The following is a 26,985-nucleotide window of genomic DNA, read 5'->3' as shown; positions in this document are numbered from 1 at the left end:
CCGCGCCGCCGGACACCCCGTGCGCGCGCCCGGCCGGCCTGAGGAGGTCCGTCATGCAGCGCACCCGCACCCCGTACGTCTCCGCGGCCGCGGCCGCCGTCCTGGCCCTCGGCGGCCCCGTGAGCGCCGCCGCCGCCCTCACCCCCGCCGACGCGGCGAGAACCGCGACCGCCGCCCCCGCCGCCCCCGCCCTCCGCGTCGACGTGACGGCGGACGCAGCCGCGGCGGCCGCCCTCAAGCACTACCCGGGCGTGATCGAGTCCCTCGACCGGGACGGCTCCGTCTGGCACGTCGACGTGATCAGCAAGGACGGCAAGGGCCACGCCGAGCTGGAGGTGTCCGCGAGCGGCGCCGTCACCGAGCGGGACCGGGACACGGACGAGAACGCCGCCGAGAACAAGGCCCTCGTCTCCGCGAGGACGAACGCCGGGAAGGCCATGAAGGCGGCCCTGGCCGCCCACTCCGGCCAGGTCCGCTCCGTCCAGTGGGACGACGGCGACAACGGCGGGGCCCCCTACTGGGAGGTCGAGATCTCGTCCTCCGACGGCAAGAGCCGGACCGCCCACGTGGACCCCGCCACCGGCAAGGTCACCCAGTCCGGCAGCGACACGGACGACGACAGCGACTGACCCGCCCCCGCCGCCCAGGAGCCCGCGCGCCGCTCAGGACTCCGTCAGCGTCGCCAGCAGGGCGTCCGCCGCCGCGTACGGGTCCAGGTCGCCCTCGGCGACCCGGGACGCCAGCGCGCCCAGGTGCGCGTCCCCGTGCACATCCGCCATGCGGGCCCGCAGCGCGGTCACCGCGATGGTCTCCACCTCCCGGGCGGCCCGCGCCGCCCGGCGCTCGGCCAGCACCCCGCGCTCGTCCATCCACGCCCGGTGCTTCTCCAGCGCCTCGACCACCTCGTCGATGCCCTGCCCGCGCGCCGCGACCGTCTTGACGATCGGCGGCCGCCAGTCGCCCTTGCCGCGCGCCTCGCCCAGGCCCAGCATGTGGTTCAGCTCGCGGGCGGTGGCGTCGGCGCCGTCCCGGTCGGCCTTGTTGACCACGTACACGTCACCGATCTCCAGGATGCCCGCCTTCGCGGCCTGGATCCCGTCGCCCATCCCGGGGGCGAGCAGCACCACCGAGGTGTCCGCCTGCGAGGCGATCTCCACCTCCGACTGCCCCACGCCGACCGTCTCGACCAGGATCACGTCGCACCCGGCCGCGTCCAGCACCCGGATCGCCTGCGGGGCGGCCCACGCGAGCCCGCCCAGATGGCCGCGGGTGGCCATGGAGCGGATGTACACCCCGGGGTCGGAGGCGTGGTCCGACATGCGCACCCGGTCCCCGAGCAGGGCCCCGCCCGAGAAGGGCGAGGAGGGGTCCACCGCGAGCACGCCGACGCGCTTGCCGGCCTTGCGGTAGGCCGAGACCAGCGCCGAGGTCGAGGTGGACTTGCCGACGCCCGGCGATCCCGTCAGCCCCACCACGTACGCCCCGCCCGTGAGCGGAGCCAGCGCGGCCATCACCTCGCGCAGCTGCGGGGACGCCCCCTCCACCAGCGAGATCAGCCGGGCCACCGCTCTGGGCCGGCCCTCCCGGGCCTGGGCCACCAGCTGGGGGACGTCCACCGCCGTCATACGTGCTGCGCTCCTCGGTTCTGTACGGGCGTACGTGCGGGCCGCCGGGCCGGTACGGGCCCGGCGGCCGGACGGGCTACTTGGCGACGCGGACGATCAGCGCGTCGCCCTGGCCGCCGCCGCCGCACAGCGCGGCCGCGCCGACCCCGCCGCCGCGGCGCTTGAGCTCCAGCGCCAGGTGCAGCACCACGCGGGCGCCCGACATGCCGATCGGGTGGCCGAGGGCAATGGCACCGCCGTTGACGTTCACCTTTTCCGGGGTCACGCCCAGGTCCTTCATCGACTGCACGGCGACCGCGGCGAACGCCTCGTTGATCTCGATGAGGTCCAGGTCGGAGACGGCCAGGCCCTCCTTCTCCAGGGCGTGCAGGATCGCGTTGGACGGCTGCGACTGGAGCGAGTTGTCCGGACCGGCCACATTGCCGTGGGCGCCGATCTCCGCGATCCACTCCAGGCCCAGCTCCTCCGCCTTGGCCTTGCTCATCACGACCACGGCGGCCGCGCCGTCGCTGATCTGCGAGGAGGTGCCGGCGGTGATGGTGCCGTCCTTGGCGAAGGCCGGGCGCAGCTTGCCCAGGGACTCCGCGGTGGTCTCGGGGCGGATGCCCTCGTCCGCCGAGAAGACCACCGGGTCGCCCTTGCGCTGCGGGATCTCCACCGGGGTGATCTCGGCCTCGAAGACGCCGTTCTTCTGGGCGGCGGCCGCGCGCTGGTGGGAGGCGGCGGCGAACTCGTCCTGCGGGGCGCGCTCGATGCCCAGGCGGGTGTTGTGCTTCTCGGTGGACTCGCCCATCGCGATGTTCTCGAAGGCGTCGGTGAGGCCGTCGTAGGCCATCGCGTCCAGCATCTCGATCGCGCCGTACTTGTAGCCCTCGCGGGACTTCGGCAGCAGGTGCGGGGCGTTGGTCATGGACTCCTGGCCGCCCGCGACCACGATGTCGAACTCACCGGCGCGGATCAGCTGGTCGGCCAGCGCGATCGCGTCCAGACCCGAGAGGCACACCTTGTTGATGGTCAGCGCCGGGACGTTCATCGGGATGCCGGCCTTGACCGCCGCCTGGCGCGCGGGGATCTGGCCCGCGCCGGCCTGGAGCACCTGGCCCATGATCACGTACTGGACCTGGTCCCCGGAGACGCCGGCCCGCTCCAGGGCGGACTTGATGGCGAAGCCGCCGAGGTCGGCACCCGAGAAGGACTTCAGCGAGCCGAGCAGCCGCCCCATGGGCGTGCGGGCCCCGGCGACGATCACAGAAGTGGTGTTGTTCGATCCGGACATGAGGCACAGCCCCTTGGATGAGGAGTGAACGAGGGTTTACGTGAATGTACTGGGCGGTACCGCGACGGTCACCGGGCTGCCGGTGTGATCGCGCGCACGTTGCGTGACGGCCCCCTTCGGCGGTGCACTGTCCCCATGCTGACAAGAATCGACCACATCGGGATCGCCTGCTTCGACCTCGACAAGACTGTCGAGTTCTACCGTGCCACGTACGGATTCGAGGTGTTCCACTCCGAGGTCAACGAGGAGCAGGGCGTCCGCGAGGCCATGCTGAAGATCAACGGGACCTCCGACGGCGGCGCCTCCTACCTCCAGCTCCTGGAGCCCACCCGCGAGGACTCCGCCGTGGGTAAATGGCTCGCCAAGAACGGCGAGGGCGTGCACCACATCGCCTTCGGCACCGAGGACGTCCTCGGGGACTCGGAGGCCATCCGCGGCAAGGGCGTCCGCGTCCTGTACGACCAGCCCCGAACAGGCTCGATGGGCTCCTCGATCACCTTCCTGCACCCCAAGGACTGCCACGGAGTCCTCACCGAACTGGTCACGTCGAACCCTGACCATTGATGGACCACTGATGGCCCGATTCCCCGGCCGGTAGAGTGGCCATGGCTCGGCCGGGGTTCGGTGCGGAGACGGGGTCGGGGCCTGTGACCCCTGCCCCGGTATCTGACACCATTCCCCGGGGGCGTCGTTCAGCGGGCGAGCGATGCTCATTGGAGTGAGCTTGCGACCAGGGGACGGATGGGACCGCGCTGTGCGGGGCTACGAAAGCCAGGAGAGCCATCAGGCCGAGGCCGACCATCTCTCGCGCTTCGAGGCCGAGATGGAGCGGCTGAAGAAGGAGCGCGGGAAGGCCGTCCAGCACGCTGAGGACCTGGGTTACCAGGTCGAGGTGCTGCGCGCCAAGCTCCACGAGGTACGCCGGGCCCTCTCGTCCCGGCCCGCCTACGACGGCGCCGACATGGGCTACCAGGCGGAGCAGTTGCTGCGCAACGCCCAGATCCAGGCCGACCAGATGCGCTCGGACGCCGAGCGCGAGCTGCGCGACGCCCGGGCGCAGACCCAGCGCATCCTGCAGGAGCACGCCGAGCACCAGGCGCGCCTCCAGGCCGAACTGCACACCGAGGCCGTCAACCGCCGCCAGCGGCTGGACCAGGAGCTCAACGAGCGCCGCCAGACCGTCGAGGCGCACGTCAACGAGAACGTGGCCTGGGCGGAGCAGCTGCGCGCCCGTACGGAGGCCCAGGCGCGCCGGCTCATGGAGGAGTCGCGGGCCGAGGCCGAGCAGGCCCTGAACGCGGCCCGCGCCGAGGCCGCCCGGGTGGCCGAGGAGACCCGGCGCCGGCTCGCGGAGGCGTCCGAGACCGGCCGCGCCGAGGCCGAGGCCACCCTGCTGCGCGCCCGCAAGGAGGCCGAGCGGCTGCTGACCGCCGCGTCCACGCAGGCCCAGGAGGCCAGCGAGCACGCCGAGCGGCTGCGGACGACCACCTCCGCCGAGGCCGAGCAGACCCGGCAGCAGACCCTGGACCTCGGCCGGCTGGCCGAGTCCCGTGTGCAGGAGGCCGATTCGGCGCTGCGCGAGGCGCGCGCCGAGGCCGAGAAGGTCCTCGCCGGGGCCAAGGAGAGCGCCGCCCGGCAGCTGGCATCGGCCGAGTCGGTCAACGAGCAGCGCACCCGCACCGCCAAGGAGCAGGTCGCCCGGCTGGTCGGCCAGGCCACCAAGGAGGCCGAACTCCTCAAGGCCGAGGCCGAGCAGGCCCTCGCCGACGCCCGCGCGGACGCCGAGCGGCAGCGCACCGAGGCGGGCGAGCAGGCCCGTACCGCCGCGGCCGAGGACATGGCCGCGCAGCTCGCGAAGGCCGCCCGTACCGCCGAGGACATCCTCAACAAGGCGTCGGAGGACGCCCGGGCCACCACCCGCTCGGCGTCCGAGGAGGCCGAGCGGATGCGCCGCGAGGCCGAGGCGGAGGCCGATCGGCTGCGCCTGCAGGCCGCGGCGACCGCGGACGAGCTCAAGGGCGCCGCGAAGGACGACACCGAGGAGTACCGGGCCCGTACGGTCGAGCTCCAGGAGGAGGCCCGGCGGCTGCGCGGCGAGGCCGAGCAGCTGCGCGCGGAGGCCGTCGCCGAGGGCGAGCGGATCCGCGGCGAGGCCCGCCGCGAGGCGGTCCAGCAGATCGAGGAGGCCGCCAAGACCGCCGAGGAACTGCTCGGCAAGGCCAAGGCGGACGCGGACGAGCTGCGCGGCGGCGCCACCACCGAGAGCGAGCGGGTCCGCGCCGAGGCCGTGGAGCGGGCCGGCACCCTGCGCAAGCAGGCCGAGGAGACCCTGGAGCGGACCCGCGCCGAGGCCGAGCGGCTGCGCGCCGAGGCCGAGGAGCAGGCCGAGGCGGTACGCGCCGAGGCGGACGCGGCGGCGCTGGCGCGGCGCGAGGAGACCGAGCAGGCGCTGGCCGCCCGGCGGGCCGAGGCCGACGAGGAACTCGTACGGCTGCACACGGACGCCGAGGGCCGCCTGGCGACGGCGGAGCAGACCCTGCGCGACGCCCGCGCGGCGGCGGAGAGCATCCGCCGGGAGACGACGGAGGAGAGCGACCGGCTGCGCGCCGAGTCGGCGGAGCGCATCCGCACCCTCCAGACGCAGTCGGAGGCGGAGGCCGACCAGCTGCGCACGGAGGCCGCGCAGGACGCCGGCCGGACGCGCGCCGAGGCCGAGCAGGTCGCCGTACGGCTGCGCGGCGAGGCCGAGGCCGAGGCCGAGCGGGTGCGCTCGGAGGCCCAGGAGACCGCGGACCGGCTGCGCGCCGAGGCCAAGGCGGCGGCCGAGCGGGTCGCCGCGGAGGCCGCGGAGGCGCTGGCCGCCGCCCAGGAGGAGGCCGCCCGGCGCCGCCGGGAGTCCGAGGAGACCCTGGCGTCGGCCCGGACCGACGCCGACCAGGAGCGGGCGCAGGCCCGCGAGCAGAGCGAGGAGCTGCTGGCCGCGGCCCGCCGCCGCTCGGAGGAGGCGCAGGCCGAGGCGGCCCGCCTGACCGAGGAGGCCGAGCGCCGCGCGGCGGAGCTGGTGTCGGCGGCGGAGGCCACCGCCCAGCAGGTACGGGACTCCGTGGCCGGGCTGCACGAGCAGGCCGAGGAGGAGATCGCCGGGCTGCGCAGCGCCGCCGAGCACGTGGCGGAGCGGACGCGGACCGAGGCCGAGGAGGAGGCCGGACGGGTCCGCGCCGACGCCCACGAGGAGCGGGAGCGGGCCGCCGCGGACGCCCTGCGCATCCGCAGCGAGGCGCGGGCCGAGACGGACGCGGCGAAGGCCCTGGCGGAGCGCACGGTCGGCGACGCGATCGCCGAGGCGGAGCAGCTGCGCGCCGACACCGCCGAGTACGCGCAGCGGGTGCGTACGGAGGCCACGGACGCGCTGGCCGCGGCCGAGCGGGACGCCTCGCGCACCCGGGCCGACGCCCGCGACGACGCCAACCGCATCCGCGGCGAGGCGGCGGAGTCCCTGGACGCCTCGCGCACCGAGGGCGCCCGGATCACGGCCGAGGCGCTGGCGGAGGCCGAACGGCTGGTCGAGGAGACCCGCACCGCGAACGCGGCCACGGTCTCGGGGGCCGAGGCGGAGGCCGAGCGGATCACCACCGAGGCGGCCGAGCTCGCGGAGGCCACCCGCATCGAGGCGGCGGGCACGCTGGACGAGGCCCGGTCGGAGGCCAACCGGCTGCGCACCGAGGCCGCGGAGCAGGTGGACCACCTCATCACGGAGGCCGCCGCGGAGGCGGAGCGGCTGACGGAGGAGACCCGCGCGGCGAACGCGGCCACCGTGGGCGAGGCCGCGGCCGAGGCCGAGCGGCTGACCACGCAGGCGGCCCGGCTCAAGGCGCAGGCCGCCGAGACCCTGGCGAGCGCCGAGCGGGACGCGGCGAAGATCATGGTCGACTCGCGTGCCGAGGGCGACCGGCTGATCGACGAGACCCGCGTGGCCAACGAGGCCACCGTCGGGGAGGCGGCGGCCGAGGCCGACCGGACGCGCGCCGAGGCGGCGGAGGTACTGGCCGAGGCCCGCGCGGAGGGCGGCCGGATCATCGGCGAGGCCACCGCGGAGGCGGACCGTGTCACGGTCGCGGCGAACGAGACCCTGGCCGGGGCCGAGCGGGACGCCGAGCAGACCCTGGACGAGGCGCGCGCGGAGGCCAACCGGCTGCGCACCGAGGCGGCCGAGCAGGCGGACCGGCTCATCGCGGAGGCGGTGTCGGAGGGCGACAAGCTCACCGAGCTGACCCGCAAGGACAACGAACGCACGGTGGGCGAGGCCGCGTCGGAGGCCGAGCGGCTGCGGGCGGACGCCTCCGAGGCGCTGTCCTCGGCGCAGGAGCGCGCGACCCGGACCCGGCAGGAGGCCGAGCGGGTCAAGGCGGAGGCCGCGGCGGCCGCGGAGCGGCAGCGTACGGAGGCGCGCACCGAGTCCGAGCGGCTGCTCGACGAGGCCCGCGAGGAGGCCAACAAGCGCCGCAGCGAGGCCGCGGAGCAGGTGGACCGGCTCATCACGGAGGCGGCGGTGGAGTCCGACAAGCTCACCGCCGACGCGCAGGCGCAGGCCCTCGCCGCCACCACGGCGGCCGAGGAGCAGGCCGACGCGATGGTCGACGCGGCCCGCAAGGAGGCCGCGCGGATCACCTCGGAGGCCACCGTCGAGGGCAACTCGCTGGTGGAGAAGGCCCGTACGGACGCGGACGAGCTGCTGGTGGGCGCGCGGAGCGACGCCGCCGCCATAAGGGAGCGGGCGGAGGAGCTGCGCGGCCGCGTCGAGGGCGAGGTCGAGGAGCTGCACGAGCGGGCCCGCCGGGAGTCGGCCGAGCAGATGAAGTCGGCCGGTGAGCGCGTGGACAAGCTGGTGCGCGCGGCGACCGAGCAGAGCGTGGAGGCCGAGGCCAAGGCCAAGGAGCTGGTGTCGGACGCGAGCAGCGAGGCGAGCAAGGTCCGCATCGCCGCGGTGCGCAAGGCGGAGGCGCTGCTCAAGGAGGCCGAGCAGAAGAAGGCCGACCTGGCCCGGCAGGCCGAGAAGGCCCTCGCGGAGGCGAAGGCGGAGGCGGAGCGGCTGGTCGAGGAGGGCCGGCGCGAGCTGGAGGTCCTGGTGCGCAGGCGGCAGGACATTCAGGGGGAGATCTCCCGTGTCCAGGACGTTCTTGAGGCGTTGGAATCATTCGAGGCGCCTTCGGGCGGCGGAAAGCCGGCTGTCGGCGGTCAGGGCGCGGGGGGTGTGAAGGCCGGAGCGACAGCGGGATCCACTCGTTCGGGTGGCAAGTCGTCGGACAGCTAGCCACGGGCCGAGGGATGTGTCCACCTGATGGAGGTTCAGGCGAACGGGTGACAAGCAATCCGCCGCCTTGCCACTCAAAAGGGGTGTCATTGTCCAGATCAAACGGGGATTGACTCGATGACACGCCGTCTGGGCGCCTAGGATTCCCCTTAACACCTCACGTAGCACCTCACCGGTCTCATTCGACAGGAACCCCATGAGCGACTCTCACTCCCCCTTCGGCTTCGAGCTCGTGCGGCGTGGTTACGACCGCGGTCAGGTGGACGACCGCATTACCAAGCTGGTCTCCGACCGCGACAGCGCCCTTGGCCGTATCAACTCTCTGGAAAAGCGCATCGAGGAACTGCATCTCGAAACGCAGAACGCCCAGGCCCAGGTGAGCGACGCGGAGCCGTCGTACGCGGGTCTCGGCGCCCGGGTCGAGAAGATCCTGCGGCTGGCCGAGGAGGAGGCGAAGGACCTGCGCGAGGAGGCCCGCCGCGCGGCCGAGCAGCACCGCGAGCTGGCCGAGTCGGCCGCCCAGCAGGTGCGCAACGACGCCGAGTCGTTCGCCGCCGACCGCAAGACGAAGGCGGAGGACGAGGGCGTCCGCATCGTCGAGAAGGCCAAGGGAGACGCGGCGACGCTGCGCGCCGAGGCCCAGAAGGACGCGGCCTCCAAGCGCGAGGAGGCCGACGCGCTCTTCGAGGAGACCCGCGCCAAGGCCGCCCAGGCCGCCGCGGACTTCGAGACCAACCTGGCCAAGCGCCGTGAGCAGTCCGAGCGCGACCTGGCCTCGCGTCAGGCCAAGGCCGAGAAGCGCCTCGCGGAGATCGAGCACCGCGCCGAGCAGCTGCGCCTGGAGGCCGAGAAGCTGCGTACGGACGCGGAGCGCCGGGCCCGTCAGACGGTGGAGACCGCGCAGCGCCAGGCCGAGGACATCGTGGCCGACGCCAACGCCAAGGCCGACCGCATCCGCAGCGAGTCCGAGCGCGAGCTGGCGGCGCTCACCAACCGCCGCGACTCGATCAACGCGCAGCTGACCAACGTCCGCGAGATGCTGGCGACGCTGACCGGCGCGGCCGTCGCGGCGGCCAACCCGATCGTGGACGACGAGCCGGTCACCCGCGGCGTCCCGGCGCAGCAGACCCGCTAGTACGGACGCCCGGCTCCCGAGCCCGGCGCCGGCGGCGCGGAAGCCCGGTTTTTCGAGGGCCCTATGTCACCCGTTCGAGGTGGCGTAGGGCCCTCGGGCGTTCTAGCGTGGCCGCATGATCGAGCTCGAGGGACTCACCAAACGATTCGGCACGACGACCGCCGTGGACCACCTCAGCTTCCGGGTCAGACCGGGGGTGGTGACCGGTTTCCTCGGCCCCAACGGGGCGGGCAAGTCCACAACGATGCGCATGATGCTCGACCTCGACAACCCGACCTCCGGGTCGGTGCGGATCGACGGCCGGCACTACCGGGAACTCCCGGAACCGTTGAAATACGTCGGCGCACTTCTTGACGCGAAATCGATGCACGGTGGCCGAAGTGCATACAACAACCTTCTCTGCCTCGCCCAGTCGAATCGGATCCCGGAACGCCGGGTGACCGAGGTACTGGATCTCGTCGGCCTGACGCCCGTCGCGAAGAAGAAGTCCAAAGGATTTTCGCTGGGCATGGGCCAACGGCTCGGAATCGCCGCCGCATTGCTGGGCGACCCGAAGATCCTGATGTTCGACGAGCCGGTGAACGGCCTGGATCCCGAGGGCATTCTCTGGATCCGCAATCTGATGAAGGGGCTCGCGGCGGAGGGCCGCACGATCTTCGTCTCCTCCCACCTGATGAGCGAAATGGCCCTGACGGCGGAGCACCTGGTCGTCATCGGCCAGGGAAAGCTGCTGGCGGACACGACGATGGCCGAGTTCATCCAGCAGAACTCGCGCACCTACGTCCGGCTGCGCTCCCCGCAGCAGGAGCAGGTGAAGGACCTGCTGCACGCGGAGGGCATCGACGCCGTCGCCGTCCCGGCGACCGGCGCGCTGGAGATCGACGGGGTGAGTGCGGAGCAGCTGGGTGAGCTGGCCGCCCGCCACCGGATCGTGCTGCACGAACTCAGCCCGCAACGGGCGTCACTGGAGGAAGCGTTCATGCGGATGACGGCGGACTCCGTCGAGTACCACGCCCACGCCCCGGGCACCCCGGGCGCACCCGGCACCCCAGGCGCACCACCCGCACCGGGCGGGGCCGCCGACAACCCGGCCCGGCCCGCCGACGTCCCCGCCTGGGGCGCCGGTTTCGAGTCGCGGCGCAAGGGCGGCGAGTGACCATGGCCTCCTTCCCCGCCGTCCTCCGCTCCGAGTGGACCAAGATCCGCACCGTCGCCTCCACCACCTGGACCCTCGTGGCCGCCCTCGTGGTCACGGTCGGGATCAGCGCCGCGCTCTGCGCCGCCGCGAACGCGACCTTCGACGACATGCCCCGCGAGCAGCAGATCACCTTCGACCCGACCCTCACCAGCTTCGCCGGTATGGTCCTCGGCCAGCTGGCGATGATCGTCTTCGGTGTGCTCGTGGTCGGCACCGAATACAGCACCGGCATGATCCGCACCTCCCTGGCCGCGGTGCCGGCGCGTGGCACCTTCCTGCTGGGCAAGCTCACCGTCGCCACCGTCCTGGCCCTGGTGGTCGGCCTGGTGACCAGCTTCCTGTCCTTCTTCCTCGGACAGGCCATCCTGGGCGACCGCAGCATCGGCCTCGGCGAGGACAACGTGCTGCGCGCCGTCGTCGGCGCGGGCCTCTACATGGCGATGATCGCGCTGTTCTCGATGGGCGCGACGGCGATCCTGCGCAGCTCGGTCCTGGCGATCTGCATCCTGGTGCCGTTCTTCCTGCTGATCTCCAACATCCTGGGAGCGGTCTCCGCGACCCGCAAGGTCGGCCAGTACCTCCCCGACCAGGCCGGATCCAAGATCATGCAGGTGGTGCCCGAGGGCATGGACAGCGGCACCACCCCGTACGGGCCCTGGGGCGGCTTCGGGATCATGCTGCTGTGGGTGGCCGCCTCGGTGATCGGGGGCTACCTCGTCCTCAGGAAGCGCGACGCCTGAGCACGACGCCCGGACCCTCCCGGGCTCTCTCCCGCCCCTCCGGGCGATCCCCGGGTCGGTCTCAGGGAATCATCAGGGATTCGGCCAGGTACGGAACCATGGGAATCTCGTTATCCTCTTAACCCTTACGCGGGCGAAAGCCGTCCCGGCCTGGTAAGGGGCAGAAAGATGATCGAGGCAGTCGGCCTGACCAAGCGCTACGGCGCCAAGACCGCCGTCGACCAGCTGTCCTTCCAGGTCAAGCCGGGTCACGTCACGGGATTCCTGGGGCCCAACGGCTCCGGGAAGTCCACCACCATGCGCATGATCCTCGGCCTGGACCGGCCCACTTCCGGCCAGGTCACGATCAACGGCTCCCCCTTCCGGGAGCTGGCCAACGCCCAGCGGCACGTCGGCGCCCTCCTCGACGCCAAGGCCGTGCACGGCGGCCGCCGGGCCCGCACGCACCTGCTCTCCGTCGCCCAGCTCTCCGGCATCCCGGAGAAGCGGGTGGACGAGGTGCTGGCGGTGGTCGGCCTCCAGGACGCCGCCCGGCAGCGTACGAAGGGCTTCTCGCTCGGCATGGGCCAGCGGCTCGGCATCGCCACCGCGCTGCTCGGCGACCCCCAGGTGCTGCTCTTCGACGAACCGGTCAACGGACTGGACCCGGAGGGCATCCTCTGGGTCCGCAACCTGATGCGCCGGCTCGCCGCCGAGGGCCGCACCGTCTTCGTCTCCTCCCACCTGATGAGCGAGATGGCGCTGACCGCGGACCACCTGATCGTCATCGGGCGGGGGCGGCTGCTGGCCGACATGGGCACCCAGGAGTTCATCGCGCACAACTCGGCCGGATTCGCTCGGGTGCGCGCGGCCGACACCGACCCCGATGGCCGGGAGGCACTGGGTACGGCCCTCACCCGGGCGGGCGGCCGGGTCCTCCAGGAGCCCGACGGCGCACTGCGCGTGACCGGGCTGGAGCTGCCCCGTATCTCGGATCTCGCGCACGGGGCCGGCGTACGGCTCTGGGAGCTGTCGCCGCACCGGGCCTCGCTGGAGGAGGCGTACATGCGGATGACGCAGTCCGCCGTCGAGTACACCTCCACCGACGACCCGCGGGCCGAGCTCTGGGAGGCCGACCCGCTCTCCCTGCCCGCCTGGGAGGAACCGGCCGCGCCGGAGGTCCCGCGCACGGGCTTCTTCGCTCCCCCGCCGCCCGGCGAGGGCGGGCAGCCCTTCCTGATGCCCAGCAGTCCCGGCGAGCTCGCCGGCAGCGCCCCGCACACCCCCGAGGACAGCCGATGACCGCGACGACCACGACCCCGGAGCAGGGTGGCTACACCTCCCCCCTCCCCGCGGCGCGGCCGCACCTGGGGCACGCGATCGCCTCGGAGTGGACCAAGCTGGTCTCGATCCGCTCCACCCTGTTCACGCTCGGCGCCCTGGTGGTGACGGTGGTCGGGGTCGGGCTGGCGGTCGTCGCGCAGACCACCGACGAGAACTACCAGTCGATCTCCTTCACCACCCCCGCGCTCTTCGGCCTGCTGGTCGGGCAGCTCGCGGTGATGGTGCTCGGCGTGCTCACCATCACCTCGGAGTACGGCACCGGGCTGGTGCGGACCACCTTCACCGCCGCCCCGGACCGCTACCGGGTGCTGACGGCGAAGTACCTGGTATTCAGCGCCACGGCCTTCGTCGTCACGGCCCTGTCGGTGTTCCTCGTCGGGATCACGGCGGCGCTCGCGCACGGCGGGGCCGCGGCCGGCCCGCACGCGAGCCACGAGTGGTTCCGGGCGCTGCTGGGCTGCTTCTACGTCACCCTGCTCGGGGTGCTCGCCCTCGCGATCGGCGCGCTGGTGCGGCATGCGGCCGGAGCCATCGCGATGATGATCGGGCTGGTCACGCTGCCGCCGGTGATCGGCGGGATGCTCACCATGTGGGAGACGTTCGCGCCGCTGAGCCGGACCATCCTCCAGTACAACGTGCCGGTGGCGCTGAGCCAGCTCTTCGGCGTCGCCGAGGGCGGGGACCTGGGCCCGACGCCGAGCGTCTACTCGCACCTGGCGCTGATCGTGGTGGTGGCCGGCGGGGCGGCGGCCGCCTCCTACGTGCTCACGGGCCGCCGGGACGTCTGACCCCGGCGGGTCTCAGTAGCGCGGCGCGTTGCGGGACCGCTGCACCTTCGAGGTGCGGCGGTCCTTCGCGTTCCAGCACGCCTTGTGCCAGTGGCGGCGGTCGTCCACGCCGCCGTATTCGGGCCAGGCCACCAGGTGCGGGGTGCCCGAGGGGATCTCCTGGTCGCAGCCGGGGCAGCGGTAGCGCTTGCCCGCGGCGCTGGCCCCCGCGACGTGCCGGACCTTCCAGTCCTCGCCCTGGTACTCCTCGGTGCGCTCCAGGCCGAAGCGGTCCAGACCGGCACCGGGGCGGTCGTCCGGGTTCTCGCCGCCCCTGGGGCGGTTGTTGCGCGGTGACACGTATACCTCACGGAGGGGCGGACGGCAGTGACTTTCTTCCAGACTACGCGCAGCGAGCCCCGCTACCCGCAGGGTGGCCGGAGGGCGGCCGGCCCACCGTCGAGGACTGGCCAGACAATCCCAATAACTTTCGTGTCAGCCCGTGCCTTTGGCACGTGTCAGACGTTGTTGCCATAGGAAGAACCGGTCCACCTGGGGGAGGCCGCGTCAGCCGCGAGGAGGATTAAGGCGATGCGCGTAGGAGCGTTTGTACTGGCTGCCCAGTTCCCGGGCCAGGGACAGGGCGAGGCACTGCACCGGGCGGTGCGGACGGCGGAGGTGGCCGAGGAGGCGGGGCTCGACTCGGTGTGGCTCGCCGAGCACCACTTCGTGCCGTACGGGGTCTGCCCCTCGGCCGCGACCCTCGCGGGGCTGCTGCTGGGCCGGACCAGGCGGCTGCGGGTGGGCACGGCGGTGAGCGTGCTGCCGAGCACCCACCCGGTCGCCCTCGGGGAGCAGGCGGCCCTGCTGCACCTGGCCTCGGGCGGGCGCTTCACGCTGGGGGTGGGCCGCGGCGGGCCCTGGGTGGACCTGGAGGTCTTCGGGGGCGGCCTCGACGCCTACGAGAACGGCTTCCCGGAGGCACTGGACCTGCTGCGGCGGTGGCTCTCCGAGGCCCGGGTGGGCGCCGCCGGCGAGCGGTACGCCTTCCGCGAGGTGGCCGTCGTACCGCGGCCCTCGGAGGCGCTGGACGGGGACGGGACGGGCCCGGAGGTCATCGTGGCGTGCACCTCGCCCGCGTCGGTCCGGACGGCGGCGGAGCGGGGCCTGCCGATGCTGCTCGGCATGCACTGCGGGGACGAGAACAAGGCGGAGATGGTCGCGCTGTGGCGGAGCACGGCGCTGGCGGCCGGGCACCCGCGCGAGCGGGTGGCCGCCGCCGGGCACGTCTCCGCCGGCGTGTGCCAGATCGCGGACAGCACCGCGGACGCGCGCGAGGCGCTGATGAAGGCGATGCCGGGCTGGCTGCGGCAGGGGCTGGACGCGCATGTGACCGTGGACGGCCGGGTACGCGCGATGCGGGATCCGGTCGCCTACACGGAACTGCTGTGCGACCTGCACCCGGTGGGCACGGCGGAGCTGGCGGCGGACCGGCTGGCGGCCACGGCCGAGCGGACGGGCATCACGCGCTTCGCCCTGATGACGGAGGGCTCCGGTGATCTCGCCGCGACGGAGGAGAACGTACGACGGCTGGGCGTCGAGGTCCTGCCCCGTCTCGGCTGAGACCACCGAAAACGGCCCTGCTCAGCAGTCCCGCAGCTCCGGGGACTGGTTGAGCAGCTGGCCGCGGATGGAAGTGAACTTGGCCAGGCGGTCGTCCACCGAGGGATCCAGCGGGAAGACCGCCACCCGGTGACAGTTCTGGAAGGCCAGGCGCACGCCGAAGTGCCGCTGCAGCGCACCGCGTATCGCGTCACTCGCGAGCGCGCGCAGCAGCTGCCCGCGCGCCTGCTCGTCCGGCGGCGGCGTCTGGTTGTCGGCGAACTCTCCGCCGTCCACCTTCAGCTGTGCCACCAGCGAGCTGATCATCTCCCATGCAAAGGGCAGGGAGGTCCGGACGCAGTCGACGAATGCGGCTTCGTCGACCTCGCCTCGCTCGGCCTGTTCGAGTAGGGCCGGTGAGACGTCGAGCGACATGGGTTCTCCTCTCGCGACCCCGGCCGTTCGGGTTGCCGGAGTCTTACGGGCAGGGAAGGAGGTGACGACGCAGCGTGCACGCACCGCAACCTCCCGCTCACCACGGTAGGCGTCCCAAGGGTGACGCACCAGGAGAATGCGCATACAACGCGCCATCGGCGAACGGGGCTTTCAGGGGCGAATCGCGTGGAGGGCCGTAGGTCGAGTAGCGTTGCCGACCATGCGTCTCGTGATTGCCCGCTGCTCCGTCGACTACGCGGGCCGGCTCACCGCCCATCTGCCCTCGGCACCCCGTCTGATCCTCGTGAAGGCCGACGGCAGTGTCTCGATCCACGCGGACGACCGCGCGTACAAACCGCTCAACTGGATGTCGCCGCCGTGCACCCTCAAGGAGGGGAGCGGGGACGAGGCCGGGGTGTGGACGGTCGTCAACAAGGCGGGCGAGAAGCTCATCATCACCATGGAAGAAGTCCTCCACGACTCCTCCCACGAGCTGGGCACCGACCCCGGTCTGATCAAGGACGGCGTGGAGGCGCACCTCCAGGAGCTGCTGGCGGACCGCATCGACACCCTGGGCGAGGGCTACACCCTGATCCGGCGCGAGTACATGACCGCGATCGGGCCCGTGGACATCCTGTGCCGGGACGCATCGGGCGCGACGGTGGCCGTGGAGATCAAGCGGCGCGGTGAGATCGACGGCGTCGAGCAGCTGACCCGCTACCTGGAACTGCTCAACCGCGACCCGCATCTGGCCCCGGTGCGCGGGGTGTTCGCGGCGCAGGAGATCAAGCCGCAGGCGCGGGTGCTCGCGACGGACCGCGGGATGGACTGCGTGGTGCTGGACTACAACGCGCTGCGCGGCATCGAGGACGACAAGCTCCGGCTGTTCTGAGCCCGTCCGGCGCGCGGGCGCGCGTACGAAGGCCCCGTCCGGGAGCGGACGGGGCCTTCTGTGTGTTCCCGGCGGCTACGGGGCCGTGGTGGCCCCGGTCGCGGTGGCCGTGCCCGGTCCGGTGGGGGCGGTGGCCGTGGGGCTGGCCTCGCCGGTGTCCGTGGGCGTCGGGCTCGGGTCCGCGGTGGTCGGCGCGGGCGAAGGGGTGCCCGGGCGCGGGGAGTTGGACGGGCCGGTGGAGGGGCGGCGGGAGGGGGTCCGGCCCGGGGTGCGGCCGGGCGAGGGCGCGGCGGCGCTCGCCTCGGGGGTGGTGCCGGCCTCGGAGGGCGCGGTCACGGGCGGCTCCGGTGCAGGATCGTTCCCGCTGTTCTGCTGGACGGTGGTGGGCGCGGCCGAGGCCGCCGGGGTGGAGGACACGGCGGGGCCGTCCGCGGGCGGGGCGGTGTCCTCGGGGTCCGACGAGCTCATGGCGAGGCTCACGACGGTGCCCAGCGTGACCACCGCCAGCGCCCCCGCGACGGCGAGCAGCGCGCGCCGGCGGCGGCCCGGGGCGCGGGCGGGCGGGGCGGGGGCGACGAGGGGTACGCGGGTGGTGGGCGGGGCGGGCTGCGGGGAGAGCGGGAAGGCGTCCGCGAAGACGTCGGAGAGCGCGGAGGGCGGCTCCGGGCGCTCGGTCACGGGCACCACGGGGGTCATCCGGGTCACCGCTTCGGAGGAGACGGGGGTCACGGGCGCCACACGGTTCACGGCCGCCTCGGAGACGGCCGAATCCTTCCGCAGCCGCGACGCCGCCGCCCCGGCCGGCCCGGCCTCCACGCCGCCCCCGGCGGGCGGCAGGGGCGCGCCCGCCTTCGGCAGCGGCGCGGTCGGCCCGGCGGACGAGGTCACCTTCGGGAACGGCGTCGTCGGCTCGGCACCGGCCGGCTGCGGGGTGGTCGCACCGGCGGGCGGAGCCAGCTGCGGGAACGGTGTCGGCGCGGCAGCCTTCGGCAGCGGCTCCGTCGCAGTGGCAGGCGGGGTCACCTTCGGGAACGGCGTCGGCGCGGCAGCCTTCGGCAGCGGCTCCGTCGCAGCGGCAGGCGGGTTCACCTGCGGGAACGGTGTCGGCGCGGGCGTCTTCGGCAGCGGGGCCGTCGGGTCAGCGGCCTTCGGCAGCGGGTTCGTCGCAGCGGCAGGCGGGGTCACCTTCGGGAACGGCGTCGGCTCAGCCGCCTTCGGCAGCGGAGCCGTCGGGGCGGTCGCCTTCGGCAGCGGGGCCGTCGGGGCGGCCGCCTCGGCGGTGGTCTCCGCCGTCGGGAGGGCCGTCGTAGCGGCCTCCGGGCCTGTGGCGGGAGCCGCGAGGCGGAGGGGCGGGGAGGCGGACACGCCGGCCTTCTCGCGGTCCACGACCAGGGCCAGCGCCCGCCGCCCCGCGACCGTCCCCCGCTTGTCGGCCAGCGCGCCGCGCAGCCCGATCGAGGTCTCCAGCTCGGTGCGGGCCCGGTCGACCCGCCCCTCGCACAGCGCCAGCACCCCCAGCTCGTGGTGGAAGTACGCCTGCTCGGCGACCTCCCCCGCCTTGCGCGCGGCCTCCGCGCCCGAGCGCAGCACCCGCTCCCACGCCTCCCAGTGCAGGGAGGCCGCGAAGGCCGGCGCCGCCGTACGGGCCAGCAGTACCGCGGCCACCACGTCCGCGCCCGCCAGTGCCGCGAGCACCGCGTCCGCCTCGGCCGCGACCCGCTCCGGGAGCACCGAGGCGTGCCCGGTCCACCAGACGTAGTGCCGGGCGGCCGTACGGGCCTCCTCCGCGGCGGTGTCCCCGTAGGCGGCGTCCTCCAGCTGGCGGGCCACGCCGGAGGCCAGCCGGTAGCGGGTGCCGACGGGGGTGAGCAGGCCGCAGGCCAGCAGTTCCGCGACCGCGGTGTCGGCGTGGGTGTCCCCCACCAGCGCGGGCAGGTGCGCGTGGTGCGGCAGTTCGCCGCCGAGCGCGCAGGCGGTACGCAGGGCCGCGCGGGCCGACTCGCTGACCCGGGAGGCCAGCAGCTCGGCGGGGGCCGCGCCCTCGGCGAGCGTCGGCAGGGGGACGTGGACGCCGTCGCGCGGGCGCTCCTCGAAGACGCCGGGCTCCTCGCCGTCGTCCTCCTCGTCGGTGCGGTTGAGCTCGTCGCGCTGCCGCAGCAGCGCCGCGGCCTGTACGAAGCGCAGCGGCAGCCCCTCGGAGGCGAAGGCGAGGTCCCCCGCCCAGGCGGTCTCCTCGTCCGTCAGGGGGCGGCCGAGGCCCGTCTCCAGCAGTTCCAGGCAGCCGGCCCGGCTCAGCCCGCCGAGGAAGACCTCCTCGATGTGGGAGTCGTCGGAGGGGGCGCGGGTCGCGGGGGTGGCGGCCAGCAGGTAGGCGCATTCGGGGGTGGCGTGGAGCAGTTCGTCGAGGGCGGGGCCGCCCATCTCCAGGTCGTCGAGGAGGACGACGGCGCCGATCTCGCGGACGCGGGCCAGGAGCTCGTCCTGGCCGGGGCGCTCCTGCGGGGCCTCGTACACGGCGGCGTAGAGCGCGTGGAGGAGTTCGCCGGGCTGCTGGTGGCCGTGGCCGCTGAGGCGGACGAGGCCGTCGGGGGCGAGTGCGCCGCAGCGCAGGGCCACGGCGTCGAGCAGGGTGCTGCGGCCGGAGCCGGCGGGGCCGGTGAGGCGGACGGAGCGGCCGCGGCCCAGGAGGCGGACGAGCCGTTCCAGTTCCTCGGCGCGTTCGAGCAGGGGCCGGGCGGGTATCGCGCCGCCGGGGGCAACGGGCGGGCGGGCGGCGGCCTCGCGGGCCCGGCGCCCGGCCGGGGTCCGCTTCGCCGGGCGGGGGCGCTCGGCGTCGGGGCGCAGGGGCTCGATCTCGCTGCCGTCGACGGGGTTGACGGTGAGGGTGTGGTCCCCGGCGGTGAGGGTGACGACCCGGGCGGGCTGCTGCCCCGCGGGCGGGGTGGCGGCGGGCGCCGCGGGGCCGTCCGCGGACCGCTCGTCCGGTCCCGTCGGCACGTTCTGCCCGTGTGTACGGTCCATGACCCAGTCCCCCGATCGCGGGCCGCGCGCCTCGCCGTCGTACCGCCCGGCCGTCGCGCTCCCGCTGTCGCCACTGGTTCCGGTTTCCGCCCGAACCCTAGACCGTGGCCGGTCGTGCGGGAAACCCACCGGGGCGCGATCACCCCCGGACCGTTACGTTTCGGCCGGAAATGCGGAGTTCACCGGCGGGCCGGTCAGACCCGGGGCAGCGATTCCGCCTCCAGGCCGCCTTCGATCGCGAGGATGCGGTGCAGGCGGGTGGCGACGAGCAGCCGCTGCATCTGCGGCGGCACGCCGCGCAGTACGAGGCGGCGCCCGGTACGGCCGGCCCGGCGGTGCGCGCCCATGATCACGCCGAGCCCGGTGGCGTCCCAGGAGTCGAGCGCGGTGAGGTCGAGCACGAGGTCGCCGGTGCCGTCGTCGAGGGCGGAGTGGAGGACCGTACGGGCGTCCGCCGCGCTGCGCACGTCGAGGCGGCCCCCGACGGCCAGTTCGGCGTGGTCGCCCCTGATGTGCATGTGTACTCCCGGCGGTACTGCCTACGTAGTGATTCCACTTGGTCCTGGTCGGCAACTCTCACTGCAACTGACTGCCGCGCGGGCAGGGAAGTTGCCGACCGTGAGCGAACCGATACCTAATTCACCCTGACGGGTGAAGGGCATTCGAACGGCGGCGCTCAGGGGCCCGCGTGAGCTCAGTGCTTGTAGAAGCCCTGACCGCTCTTGCGGCCGAAGTCCCCGGCGTCCACCATGCGGCGCATGAGCTCCGGCGGCGCGAACTTCTCGTCCTGGGACTCGGTGTAGATGTTGCTGGTGGCGTGCAGCAGGATGTCCACGCCCGTGAGGTCGGCGGTGGCCAGCGGGCCCATGGCGTGCCCGAAGCCCAGCTTGCAGGCGATGTCGATGTCCTCGGCGGTGGCCACGCCCGATTCGTAGAGCTTGGCGGCCTCGACGACCAGCGCGGAGATCAGACGGGTCGTCACGAAGCCGGCCACGTCGCGGTTGACGACGATGCAGGTCTTGCCGACGGACTCGGCGAACGCCCGGGTGGTGGCGAGGGTTTCGTCGCTCGTCTTGTAGCCGCGGACCAGCTCGCAGAGCTGCATCATCGGGACGGGCGAGAAGAAGTGGGCGCCGACGACGCGCTCCGGACGCTCCGTCACGGCCGCGATCTTGGTGATCGGGATGGCGGAGGTGTTGGAGGCGAGGATGGCGTCCTCGCGGACGATCTTGTCCAGGGCGCGGAAGATCTCGTGCTTGATCTCGATCTTCTCGAAGGCCGCCTCCACCACGATGTCCACGTCGGCGACGGCGTCGAGGTCGGTGGTGGTCGTGATGCGGGCGAGGGCCGCCTCGGCGTCCTCGGCGGTCAGCTTGCCCTTGGAGACGAACTTGTCGTACGAAGCCTTGATCCCGTCCGTGCCCCGGGTCAGCGCGGCGTCGGTGACATCGCGCAGCACGACGTCCCATCCCGCCTGAGCGGAGACCTGAGCGATTCCGGACCCCATGAGTCCCGCACCGATGACGGCGAGCTTCCCAGCCACTGCACACCCCTCGTTGTTCTCAAATACGGCACGGCTTCGCAGCCACTCCGGCGGAGACTAGCGGTCGGGCGGTGCGGTGTGACCGTGAAGTAACACGCGTCACGTCTCAGATGACGGACATCACACCGGTCCGGCCCAGCAGCCCTGCCCGGCCGCGCAGTTCACCCGGACCCGTCGCGGGAACCGCCCCGCCGGGTCCGTCTACCCTGGCCGCATGGTGAACCTCACGCGCATCTACACCCGTACCGGCGACAAGGGCACGACCGCCCTGGGCGACATGAGCCGCACGGCCAAGACCGACCTGCGGATCTCGGCGTACGCGGACACCAACGAGGCCAACGCGGCCATCGGGACCGCCATCGCCCTCGGCAGCCTGCCGGCGGAGCTGGTGAAGGTGCTGGTCCGGGTCCAGAACGACCTGTTCGACGTGGGCGCCGACCTGAGCACGCCGGTGGTGGAGAACCCGCAGTACCCGCCGCTGCGGGTGGAGCAGTTCTACATCGACAAGCTGGAGGCGGACTGCGACCACTTCCTGGAGCAGGTGGAGAAGCTGCGCAGCTTCATCCTCCCCGGCGGCACCCCGGGCGCGGCCCTGCTGCACCAGGCGTGCACGGTGGTCCGGCGCGCCGAGCGGTCGACGTGGGCGGCGATGGAGGTGCACGGCGAGGTGATGAACCCGCTGACCGCCACCTACCTCAACCGCCTCTCCGACCTCCTGTTCATCCTGGCCCGGGTGGCCAACAAGGAGGTCGGGGACGTGCTGTGGGTGCCGGGCGGCGAGCGCTAGTACGGGGTCCGGGGCGCGGGGCGCGGGGTCAGCGTCCGGGACGGGACAGGGCGGGCTCGTCGCCGGCTCCCCCGGCTCCCGCGGCTCCCTCCGTACCCTTGGCGGCCTCGGCGGCCCCAGCGCCCTCGGCGCCCTTCGGGGCCTTCGGCGGCCACACCGTGTAGCCGAGCGCGACGAGGGCGTGGATTCCGGCCACGCGCAGGGCGGCCGCCTGCCAGCCCCGCAGCGAGCTGATGTCGCCCGCGTCGCCGACGTACCAGATCGCCGCCTGGAGCAGGCCGATGCCGACGGCGGCGGCGAGCAGGGTCCGGAGCCACAGCTTCCACTCGTGGACGGCGCGGGCCCGGCCGTAGCCGGCGCCGGGCGGCTTGGGGCCGCCGGCCAGGCGGTGGGCGGCGTGCCCGTCGAGCCATTTCACCGTGTAGTGGCCGTAGGCGACGGTGTAGCCGACGTAGAGGGCGGCCACGCCGTGCTTCCAGTCCGGCTGGGCGCCGTTCCTGAGGTCGATCGTGGTGACGACGAGCAGGACCAGCTCCATCAGCGGCTCGCACAGCAGGACCGCCGCGCCCAGCCGGGGCATCTTCGCCAGGTAGCGCAGGGCGAGCCCGGCCACCAGCAGGACCCAGAAGCCGATCTCACAGGCGATGATCAGCGCGACGATCACAGGACTCTCCGTCCGCTCGGGTTGCTCGGTCCCTCAAGGCTCCCGTCCGCCGCCGCCCGGCGCGTCGTCGCCAGGGCCCAGCCGGGCCTGCATCCTTCGATGTATCCGCGGCTCCACCGCTCCGGCGAGGTACGCGTCCCCCGCACCCTGTTGGATGGGGACCGTGATCCCGAACAGCCTGCGCCCCCACCGCGACGACATCCTCCTCGCGGGGGTCAGTGTGGCCGCGGGCCTCGCCTTCTGGTCGCTCGGCGTCCACAGCAGTCCCAGCCGCGACTGGCTGCCCGCGTGGGCGGCCCTGGTCCCCCTCGGGGTGCTCGGCGGGCTGGGGCTGCTGCGGCGGACCGCGCCCCGGCTGACGACGACGGTGGGCACCGTGGGGGTGGTCGCCGACCAGTTCACCGTGGGCAGCCTCGCCACCATCATCATCTTCACCGACCTGATGTACGCCGCCGTCGTCTACGGCAAGCCCGCCATGGCCCGGCGGCTCCCGGTCTCCACCGGCCTGATCACGGTGGTGGTCACCATCGTCTCGGTGGCCTGGCTGCGCACCCCGCAGGCCCTGCTGATCGGCGCGGTCACCGGCATCATCAGCTTCGCCCCGGCGCTGACCGGCGCCACCCTGCGCAACCACCGCGAGGCCGCCGAGGCCGCCCGGCTGCGGGCCGAGCAGACAGCGCTGCTGGCCGAGATGGACCGTACCCAGGCGGTGGCCGCGGAGCGGGCGCGGATGGCCCGGGAGCTGCACGACATGGTGGCCAACCACCTCTCCGCCATCGCGATCCACTCCACGGCGGCGCTCTCCATCGACACCCCGGCGGCCGGCCGCGAGGCGCTGGGGGTGATCCGCGAGAACAGCGTGCAGGGGCTGGCCGAAATGCGACGGCTCATCGGCCTGCTGCGGGACGCGGGCGGCGAGCGGGAGCCGGTGGCCGTGCCCTCGCTGGACGGCCTGGACTCCCTGGTCGCCCAGGCGGGCACGAACGGCGCCGCCAGCGGGCTGAGCTTCGAGCTGCGCGACGAGCGGCCCCCCGGCGAGCCGGCCGCGGCCCCGGTGGAGCTGGCGGCGTACCGGATCGTCCAGGAGTCGCTGACCAACGCGCTCAAGCACGCCGCGCCCGGCACCGTCACGGTGCGCGTGGCGCGGGCGGACGGGCTGCTCACCGTCGGGGTGGACTCGCCGTTCGGGGAGCGCGGCGGGCCCCGCGCCCCCGGCTCCGGAGCCGGCCTGATCGGCATGCGGGAGCGGACGGAGCTGCTGGGCGGGGATTTCACGGCGGGCCGCGCGGGCGCGGTGTGGCGGGTACGGGCGGCGCTGCCCGCGTGAGGCGGGGCAGGACACGGAAGGAGAGGGTGGCGAGATGACCATCCGGGTGGTGGTGGCCGAGGACCAGGGCGCGGTGCGCGCGGGCCTGGTGCTGATCCTGCGCAGCGCGGGGGACGTGGAGGTGGTGGGCGAGGCCCCGGACGGGGAGGAGGCGGTGCGCCTGGCGCGGGAGCTGCGGCCGGATCTCGTCCTCATGGATGTGCAGATGCCCCGGCTCGACGGGGTGTCCGCGACCCGGCAGGTGGTCGCGGAGGGGCTGGCGGACGTGCTGGTGCTGACCACCTTCGACCTGGACGAGTACGTCTTCGGGGCGCTGCGCGCGGGCGCAGCGGGCTTCCTGCTGAAGAACGCGGACGCGGCGGAGCTGATCGCGGCGGTACGGACGGTGGCGCGCGGGGAGGGCCTGATCGCCCCGGCGGTGACCCGGCGGCTGATCGCCGAGTTCGCCGCGCCCCGTCCGGTCAGGGCCGCCCCGGCGCCGGAGACGGCGGCGGCGGTCGCCTCCCTGACGCCGCGCGAGCGCGAGGTGCTGAGCGCGCTGGGCGAGGGGCTGTCGAACGCGGAGATCGCGGAGCGGTTGGAGATGGCGGAGGCCACGGCGAAGACGCACGTCAGCAGGCTGCTGGGCAAGCTGGAGCTGCGCAGCCGCCTGCAAGCCGCCGTACTGGCACAGGAGTTGGGGATCTGAGGGGAGGCGGCCCGCACCGGTCCAGACCTCTTGACGGTTGGTCCAGACCTTTCTACGCTCACCGCAACACTGTGGTGAGCGTGCCATGACAAAGCGTGCTCACGGGCGGCGCAGGTCCCACCCCCATGTCGCAGCCGGCCCCACGGCGGCGACGGACCTACGGAGGAGCACCCTTGAGCACAGCATCCCCACCCCGCACCCGGCGCGGGAGGTTCTTCACCAGGGTCGCGGCGGTCGTCGCCACGCTGGCCCTGCCCGTCACCGGGCTGGTCGCCCTGGCCGGCCCGGCCCAGGCCGCCGCCTCGGCGACCGCCACGTACACCAAGGTCTCCGACTGGGGTTCCGGCTTCGAGGGCAAGTGGGTGGTGAAGAACACCGGCACCACCCCCCTGAGCGGCTGGACCGTGGAGTGGGACTACCCGGCGGGCACCGCCGTCACCTCGGCCTGGGACGCCACCGTCACCAGCTCCGGCACCCACTGGACCGCCAAGAACCTCGGCTGGAACGGCTCCCTGGCCCCGGGCGCCTCCGCCAGCTTCGGGTTCAACGGCTCCGGCTCCGGCTCCCCCGGCGGCTGCAAGATCAACGGCGCCTCCTGCGACGGCGGCACCCAGCCCGGCGACACTCCCCCCGGCGCTCCCGGCACCCCCACCGCGAGCAACGTCGCCGACACCTCGCTGAGCCTGTCCTGGTCCCCCGCCACGGACGACAAGGGCGTCAAGAACTACGACGTCCTGCGCAACGGCGCCAAGATCGCCACCGTCACGGGCACCACGTACGCCGACACGGGCCTCACCAAGGGCACCACCTACGGCTACAGCGTCACCGCCCGCGACACCGCCGACCAGACCGGCCCCTCCTCCGGCACCCTCTCGGTGACCACCACCGGCGGGGTGATCCCCCCGGACCCGGGCGACAAGGTCAAGCTCGGCTACTTCACGAACTGGGGCGTCTACGGCCGCAACTACCACGTGAAGAACCTGGTCACCTCCGGCACCGCGGCGAAGATCACGCATATCAACTACGCCTTCGGCAACGTCCAGAACGGCCAGTGCACCATCGGTGACTCCTACGCCGACTACGACAAGGCGTACACCGCCGACCAGAGCGTCGACGGCGTCGCCGACACCTGGGACCAGCCCCTGCGCGGTAACTTCAACCAGCTGCGCAAGCTGAAGAAGGCGTACCCGAACATCAAGATCCTGTGGTCCTTCGGCGGCTGGACCTGGTCCGGCGGCTTCCCGCAGGCCGCCGCCAACCCGGCCGCCTTCGCCCAGTCCTGCTACAACCTGGTCGAGGACCCGCGCTGGGCCGACGTCTTCGACGGCATCGACCTGGACTGGGAGTACCCGAACGCCTGCGGCCTGTCCTGCGACACCAGCGGCCCGGCGGCCTTCAAGAACCTGATGCAGGCCGTGAAGACCCGCTTCGGCGCGAACAACCTGGTCACCGCCGCCATCACCGCCGACGCCTCGGACGGCGGAAAGATCGACAAGGCGGACTACGCGGGCGCCGCGCAGTACACCGACTTCTACAACGTCATGACCTACGACTTCTTCGGCGCCTGGGCGGCCCAGGGCCCGACGGCCCCGCACTCCCCGCTCACCTCGTACGCCGGCATCCCCCAGGCCGGCTTCAACTCGGCCGACGCCATCGCCAAGCTCAAGGCCAAGGGCGTGCCCGGCTCGAAGCTGAACCTCGGCATCGGCTTCTACGGCCGCGGCTGGACCGGCGTCACCCAGGCCGCCCCCGGCGGCACCGCCACCGGACCGGCCCCGGGCACGTACGAGCAGGGCATCGAGGACTACAAGGTGCTCAAGAACAGCTGCCCGGTCACCGGCACCGTCGCCGGCACCGCCTACGCCAAGTGCGGCAGCAACTGGTGGAGCTACGACACCCCCGCCACCATCGCCGGGAAGATGACCTGGGCCAAGCAGCAGGGCCTGAGGGGAGCCTTCTACTGGGAGTTCAGCGGCGACACCGCCAACGGTGAACTCGCCACGGCGGTCCACTCCGGGCTCCAGTAACCGGCCCGGGCCGGCTCGGGCAGCACGCTCCGGCGACAAGAACGAAGCCGGGGAGACGGGTCCGCCCCCGTCTCCCCGGCTTCTCCACGCGCGAGCCCCCGCGAGGGGCCTAGGCCACGTTCACCCGCTGGCCGGGCGGGGCCGCCTCCAGCCAGGCGAGGAAACCGGTCAGCGCGTCGTCGCTCATCGCCAGCTCCAGGCGCGTACCGCGGTGGCGGCAGCCGAGCACGACGGCGTCGGACAGCAGCGCCAGCTCCTCCTCGCCCTCCGGGGCGCGGCGGGCCAGCACCTCGATGGAGGAGCGCTCCAGCATCCGGCGCGGCCGCGGGGAGTACGAGAACACCCGGAACCACTCGATACGGTCACCGCTGTAGCGGGCGACCCCGTACACCCAGCCCTTGCCGGAGACGTCCGGTTCCTCGGACACCCCCCAGCGCATACTGCAGTCGAAGGTGCCGCCGGAGCGCTGGATGAGTCTGCGCCGCAGACCGAACACGAACAGGCCGATCACCACCAGGGCGACGACCAGGCCGCTCACAAGCAGAGCGAGGAGCATCTTCACCGACCTCCTCGCTCATCGAATACGCATGAGAAAAAACAGACCTGCATCGCCTCAGCCGCGAC

23 protein-coding genes are annotated in these 26,985 nt (G+C 73.4%); 14 read left to right on the top strand and 9 right to left on the bottom strand.

The genetic code is table 11. The features are described 5' to 3' along the window. The first annotated feature begins 53 nt into the window (after positions 1-53). Positions 54-629 (top strand): PepSY domain-containing protein, encoded by a 576-nt coding sequence (locus tag ABZ873_RS14235; RefSeq protein ID WP_360870284.1) that lies wholly within the window; start codon positions 54-56, stop codon positions 627-629. Positions 630-662: 33 nt separating this feature from the next. Here ABZ873_RS14235 and meaB read toward each other — a convergent pair whose 3' ends face one another. Further along, positions 663-1,625, bottom strand: a complete 963-nt coding sequence (gene meaB, locus ABZ873_RS14230; RefSeq protein ID WP_360870281.1) for a methylmalonyl Co-A mutase-associated GTPase MeaB — start codon at positions 1,623-1,625, stop codon at positions 663-665. Positions 1,626-1,701: 76 nt separating this feature from the next. Then, positions 1,702-2,901: an acetyl-CoA C-acetyltransferase gene (locus ABZ873_RS14225; RefSeq protein WP_360870278.1), complete on the bottom strand. Its 1,200-nt coding sequence runs from the start codon at positions 2,899-2,901 to the stop codon at positions 1,702-1,704. A 135-nt stretch (positions 2,902-3,036) separates the two neighbouring features. Here ABZ873_RS14225 and mce point away from each other — a divergent pair, with 135 nt between their 5' ends. The 7 genes from mce to ABZ873_RS14190 all read left to right on the top strand — a co-directional run bounded on the left by mce (position 3,037) and on the right by ABZ873_RS14190 (position 13,396). Next, the gene (gene mce / locus ABZ873_RS14220; protein WP_030153803.1) at positions 3,037-3,465 is read left to right on the top strand and encodes a methylmalonyl-CoA epimerase; all 429 of its coding nucleotides are present in this window, start codon (positions 3,037-3,039) and stop codon (positions 3,463-3,465) included. 190 nt (positions 3,466-3,655) lie between these two features. Next, a complete protein-coding gene (gene scy / locus ABZ873_RS14215; protein WP_360870275.1) occupies positions 3,656-8,212 on the top strand; it encodes a polarized growth protein Scy in 4,557 nt (1,518 codons plus the stop codon). Between the two features lie 196 nt (positions 8,213-8,408). Then, entirely contained in the window at positions 8,409-9,347 is a 939-nt protein-coding gene (locus ABZ873_RS14210; protein WP_360870272.1) for a cellulose-binding protein, read from the top strand. Between the two features lie 115 nt (positions 9,348-9,462). Further along, positions 9,463-10,503, top strand: coding sequence for an ATP-binding cassette domain-containing protein (locus tag ABZ873_RS14205; RefSeq protein ID WP_360870269.1), 1,041 nt, complete (start codon positions 9,463-9,465; stop codon positions 10,501-10,503). Between the two features lie 2 nt (positions 10,504-10,505). Continuing rightward, positions 10,506-11,285 carry an ABC transporter permease subunit gene (locus ABZ873_RS14200; RefSeq protein ID WP_360870415.1) on the top strand — a complete coding sequence of 260 codons (780 nt, stop codon included), beginning with the start codon at positions 10,506-10,508 and terminating at the stop codon, positions 11,283-11,285. A 168-nt stretch (positions 11,286-11,453) separates the two neighbouring features. Next, positions 11,454-12,566 carry an ABC transporter ATP-binding protein gene (locus ABZ873_RS14195; protein WP_360870266.1) on the top strand — a complete coding sequence of 371 codons (1,113 nt, stop codon included), beginning with the start codon at positions 11,454-11,456 and terminating at the stop codon, positions 12,564-12,566. Then, positions 12,563-13,396, top strand: a complete 834-nt coding sequence (locus tag ABZ873_RS14190; RefSeq protein WP_360870263.1) for an ABC transporter permease — start codon at positions 12,563-12,565, stop codon at positions 13,394-13,396. The genes ABZ873_RS14195 and ABZ873_RS14190 overlap by 4 nt, the downstream gene beginning before the upstream one ends. Before the next feature lie 12 nt (positions 13,397-13,408). Here ABZ873_RS14190 and ABZ873_RS14185 read toward each other — a convergent pair whose 3' ends face one another. Continuing rightward, complete coding sequence (locus tag ABZ873_RS14185) at positions 13,409-13,735, bottom strand: ATP/GTP-binding protein (protein ID WP_360870260.1); 327 nt, start codon at positions 13,733-13,735, stop codon at positions 13,409-13,411. A 231-nt stretch (positions 13,736-13,966) separates the two neighbouring features. On the opposite strand from ABZ873_RS14185, the gene ABZ873_RS14180 reads away from it, so the two are divergent. Next, a complete protein-coding gene (locus ABZ873_RS14180) occupies positions 13,967-14,998 on the top strand; it encodes an LLM class flavin-dependent oxidoreductase (RefSeq protein ID WP_360870257.1) in 1,032 nt (343 codons plus the stop codon). Positions 14,999-15,019: 21 nt separating this feature from the next. Here the strand turns inward: ABZ873_RS14180 and ABZ873_RS14175 are convergent, their stop codons facing one another. Then, entirely contained in the window at positions 15,020-15,412 is a 393-nt protein-coding gene (locus ABZ873_RS14175; protein ID WP_030009605.1) for an SCO5389 family protein, read from the bottom strand. Between the two features lie 220 nt (positions 15,413-15,632). Here ABZ873_RS14175 and nucS point away from each other — a divergent pair, with 220 nt between their 5' ends. After that, the gene (gene nucS, locus ABZ873_RS14170) at positions 15,633-16,304 is read left to right on the top strand and encodes an endonuclease NucS (RefSeq protein ID WP_360870254.1); all 672 of its coding nucleotides are present in this window, start codon (positions 15,633-15,635) and stop codon (positions 16,302-16,304) included. A gap of 75 nt (positions 16,305-16,379) precedes the next feature. Here the strand turns inward: nucS and ABZ873_RS14165 are convergent, their stop codons facing one another. The 3 genes from ABZ873_RS14165 to ABZ873_RS14155 all read right to left on the bottom strand — a co-directional run bounded on the left by ABZ873_RS14165 (position 16,380) and on the right by ABZ873_RS14155 (position 20,868). Beyond that, the gene (locus ABZ873_RS14165) at positions 16,380-19,325 is read right to left on the bottom strand and encodes an ATP-binding protein (protein ID WP_360870251.1); all 2,946 of its coding nucleotides are present in this window, start codon (positions 19,323-19,325) and stop codon (positions 16,380-16,382) included. A 194-nt stretch (positions 19,326-19,519) separates the two neighbouring features. Further along, complete coding sequence (locus ABZ873_RS14160) at positions 19,520-19,843, bottom strand: STAS domain-containing protein (RefSeq protein WP_360870248.1); 324 nt, start codon at positions 19,841-19,843, stop codon at positions 19,520-19,522. Positions 19,844-20,019: 176 nt separating this feature from the next. Next, a complete protein-coding gene (locus ABZ873_RS14155) occupies positions 20,020-20,868 on the bottom strand; it encodes a 3-hydroxyacyl-CoA dehydrogenase family protein (RefSeq protein WP_360870245.1) in 849 nt (282 codons plus the stop codon). Positions 20,869-21,082: 214 nt separating this feature from the next. On the opposite strand from ABZ873_RS14155, the gene ABZ873_RS14150 reads away from it, so the two are divergent. Further along, positions 21,083-21,655, top strand: coding sequence for a cob(I)yrinic acid a,c-diamide adenosyltransferase (locus tag ABZ873_RS14150; RefSeq protein ID WP_360870242.1), 573 nt, complete (start codon positions 21,083-21,085; stop codon positions 21,653-21,655). A gap of 28 nt (positions 21,656-21,683) precedes the next feature. On the opposite strand, the gene ABZ873_RS14145 is transcribed toward ABZ873_RS14150, so the two are convergent. Next, positions 21,684-22,319 (bottom strand): hypothetical protein, encoded by a 636-nt coding sequence (locus ABZ873_RS14145; RefSeq protein WP_360870239.1) that lies wholly within the window; start codon positions 22,317-22,319, stop codon positions 21,684-21,686. A 154-nt stretch (positions 22,320-22,473) separates the two neighbouring features. Between ABZ873_RS14145 and ABZ873_RS14140 the strand changes: the two genes are divergently transcribed. The 3 genes from ABZ873_RS14140 (at position 22,474) to ABZ873_RS14130 (ending at position 26,361) form a co-directional block, all read left to right on the top strand. Beyond that, positions 22,474-23,646, top strand: coding sequence for a histidine kinase (locus ABZ873_RS14140; protein ID WP_360870236.1), 1,173 nt, complete (start codon positions 22,474-22,476; stop codon positions 23,644-23,646). Positions 23,647-23,680: 34 nt separating this feature from the next. After that, positions 23,681-24,334 (top strand): response regulator transcription factor, encoded by a 654-nt coding sequence (locus ABZ873_RS14135; RefSeq protein ID WP_360870233.1) that lies wholly within the window; start codon positions 23,681-23,683, stop codon positions 24,332-24,334. A gap of 125 nt (positions 24,335-24,459) precedes the next feature. Continuing rightward, the gene (locus tag ABZ873_RS14130; RefSeq protein ID WP_360870230.1) at positions 24,460-26,361 is read left to right on the top strand and encodes a glycoside hydrolase family 18 chitinase; all 1,902 of its coding nucleotides are present in this window, start codon (positions 24,460-24,462) and stop codon (positions 26,359-26,361) included. Between the two features lie 109 nt (positions 26,362-26,470). Here the strand turns inward: ABZ873_RS14130 and ABZ873_RS14125 are convergent, their stop codons facing one another. Continuing rightward, positions 26,471-26,917 carry a DUF2550 domain-containing protein gene (locus ABZ873_RS14125; protein ID WP_360870227.1) on the bottom strand — a complete coding sequence of 149 codons (447 nt, stop codon included), beginning with the start codon at positions 26,915-26,917 and terminating at the stop codon, positions 26,471-26,473. Between the last annotated feature and the right edge of the window lie 68 nt (positions 26,918-26,985).

Origin of the sequence: Streptomyces sp. NPDC047014, assembly GCF_040644195.1 — a bacterium.
Classification (GTDB): domain Bacteria; phylum Actinomycetota; class Actinomycetes; order Streptomycetales; family Streptomycetaceae; genus Streptomyces.
The sequence above is the reverse complement of the archived record's forward strand: the minus strand, read 5'-3'. Positions and strand labels throughout refer to the sequence as shown.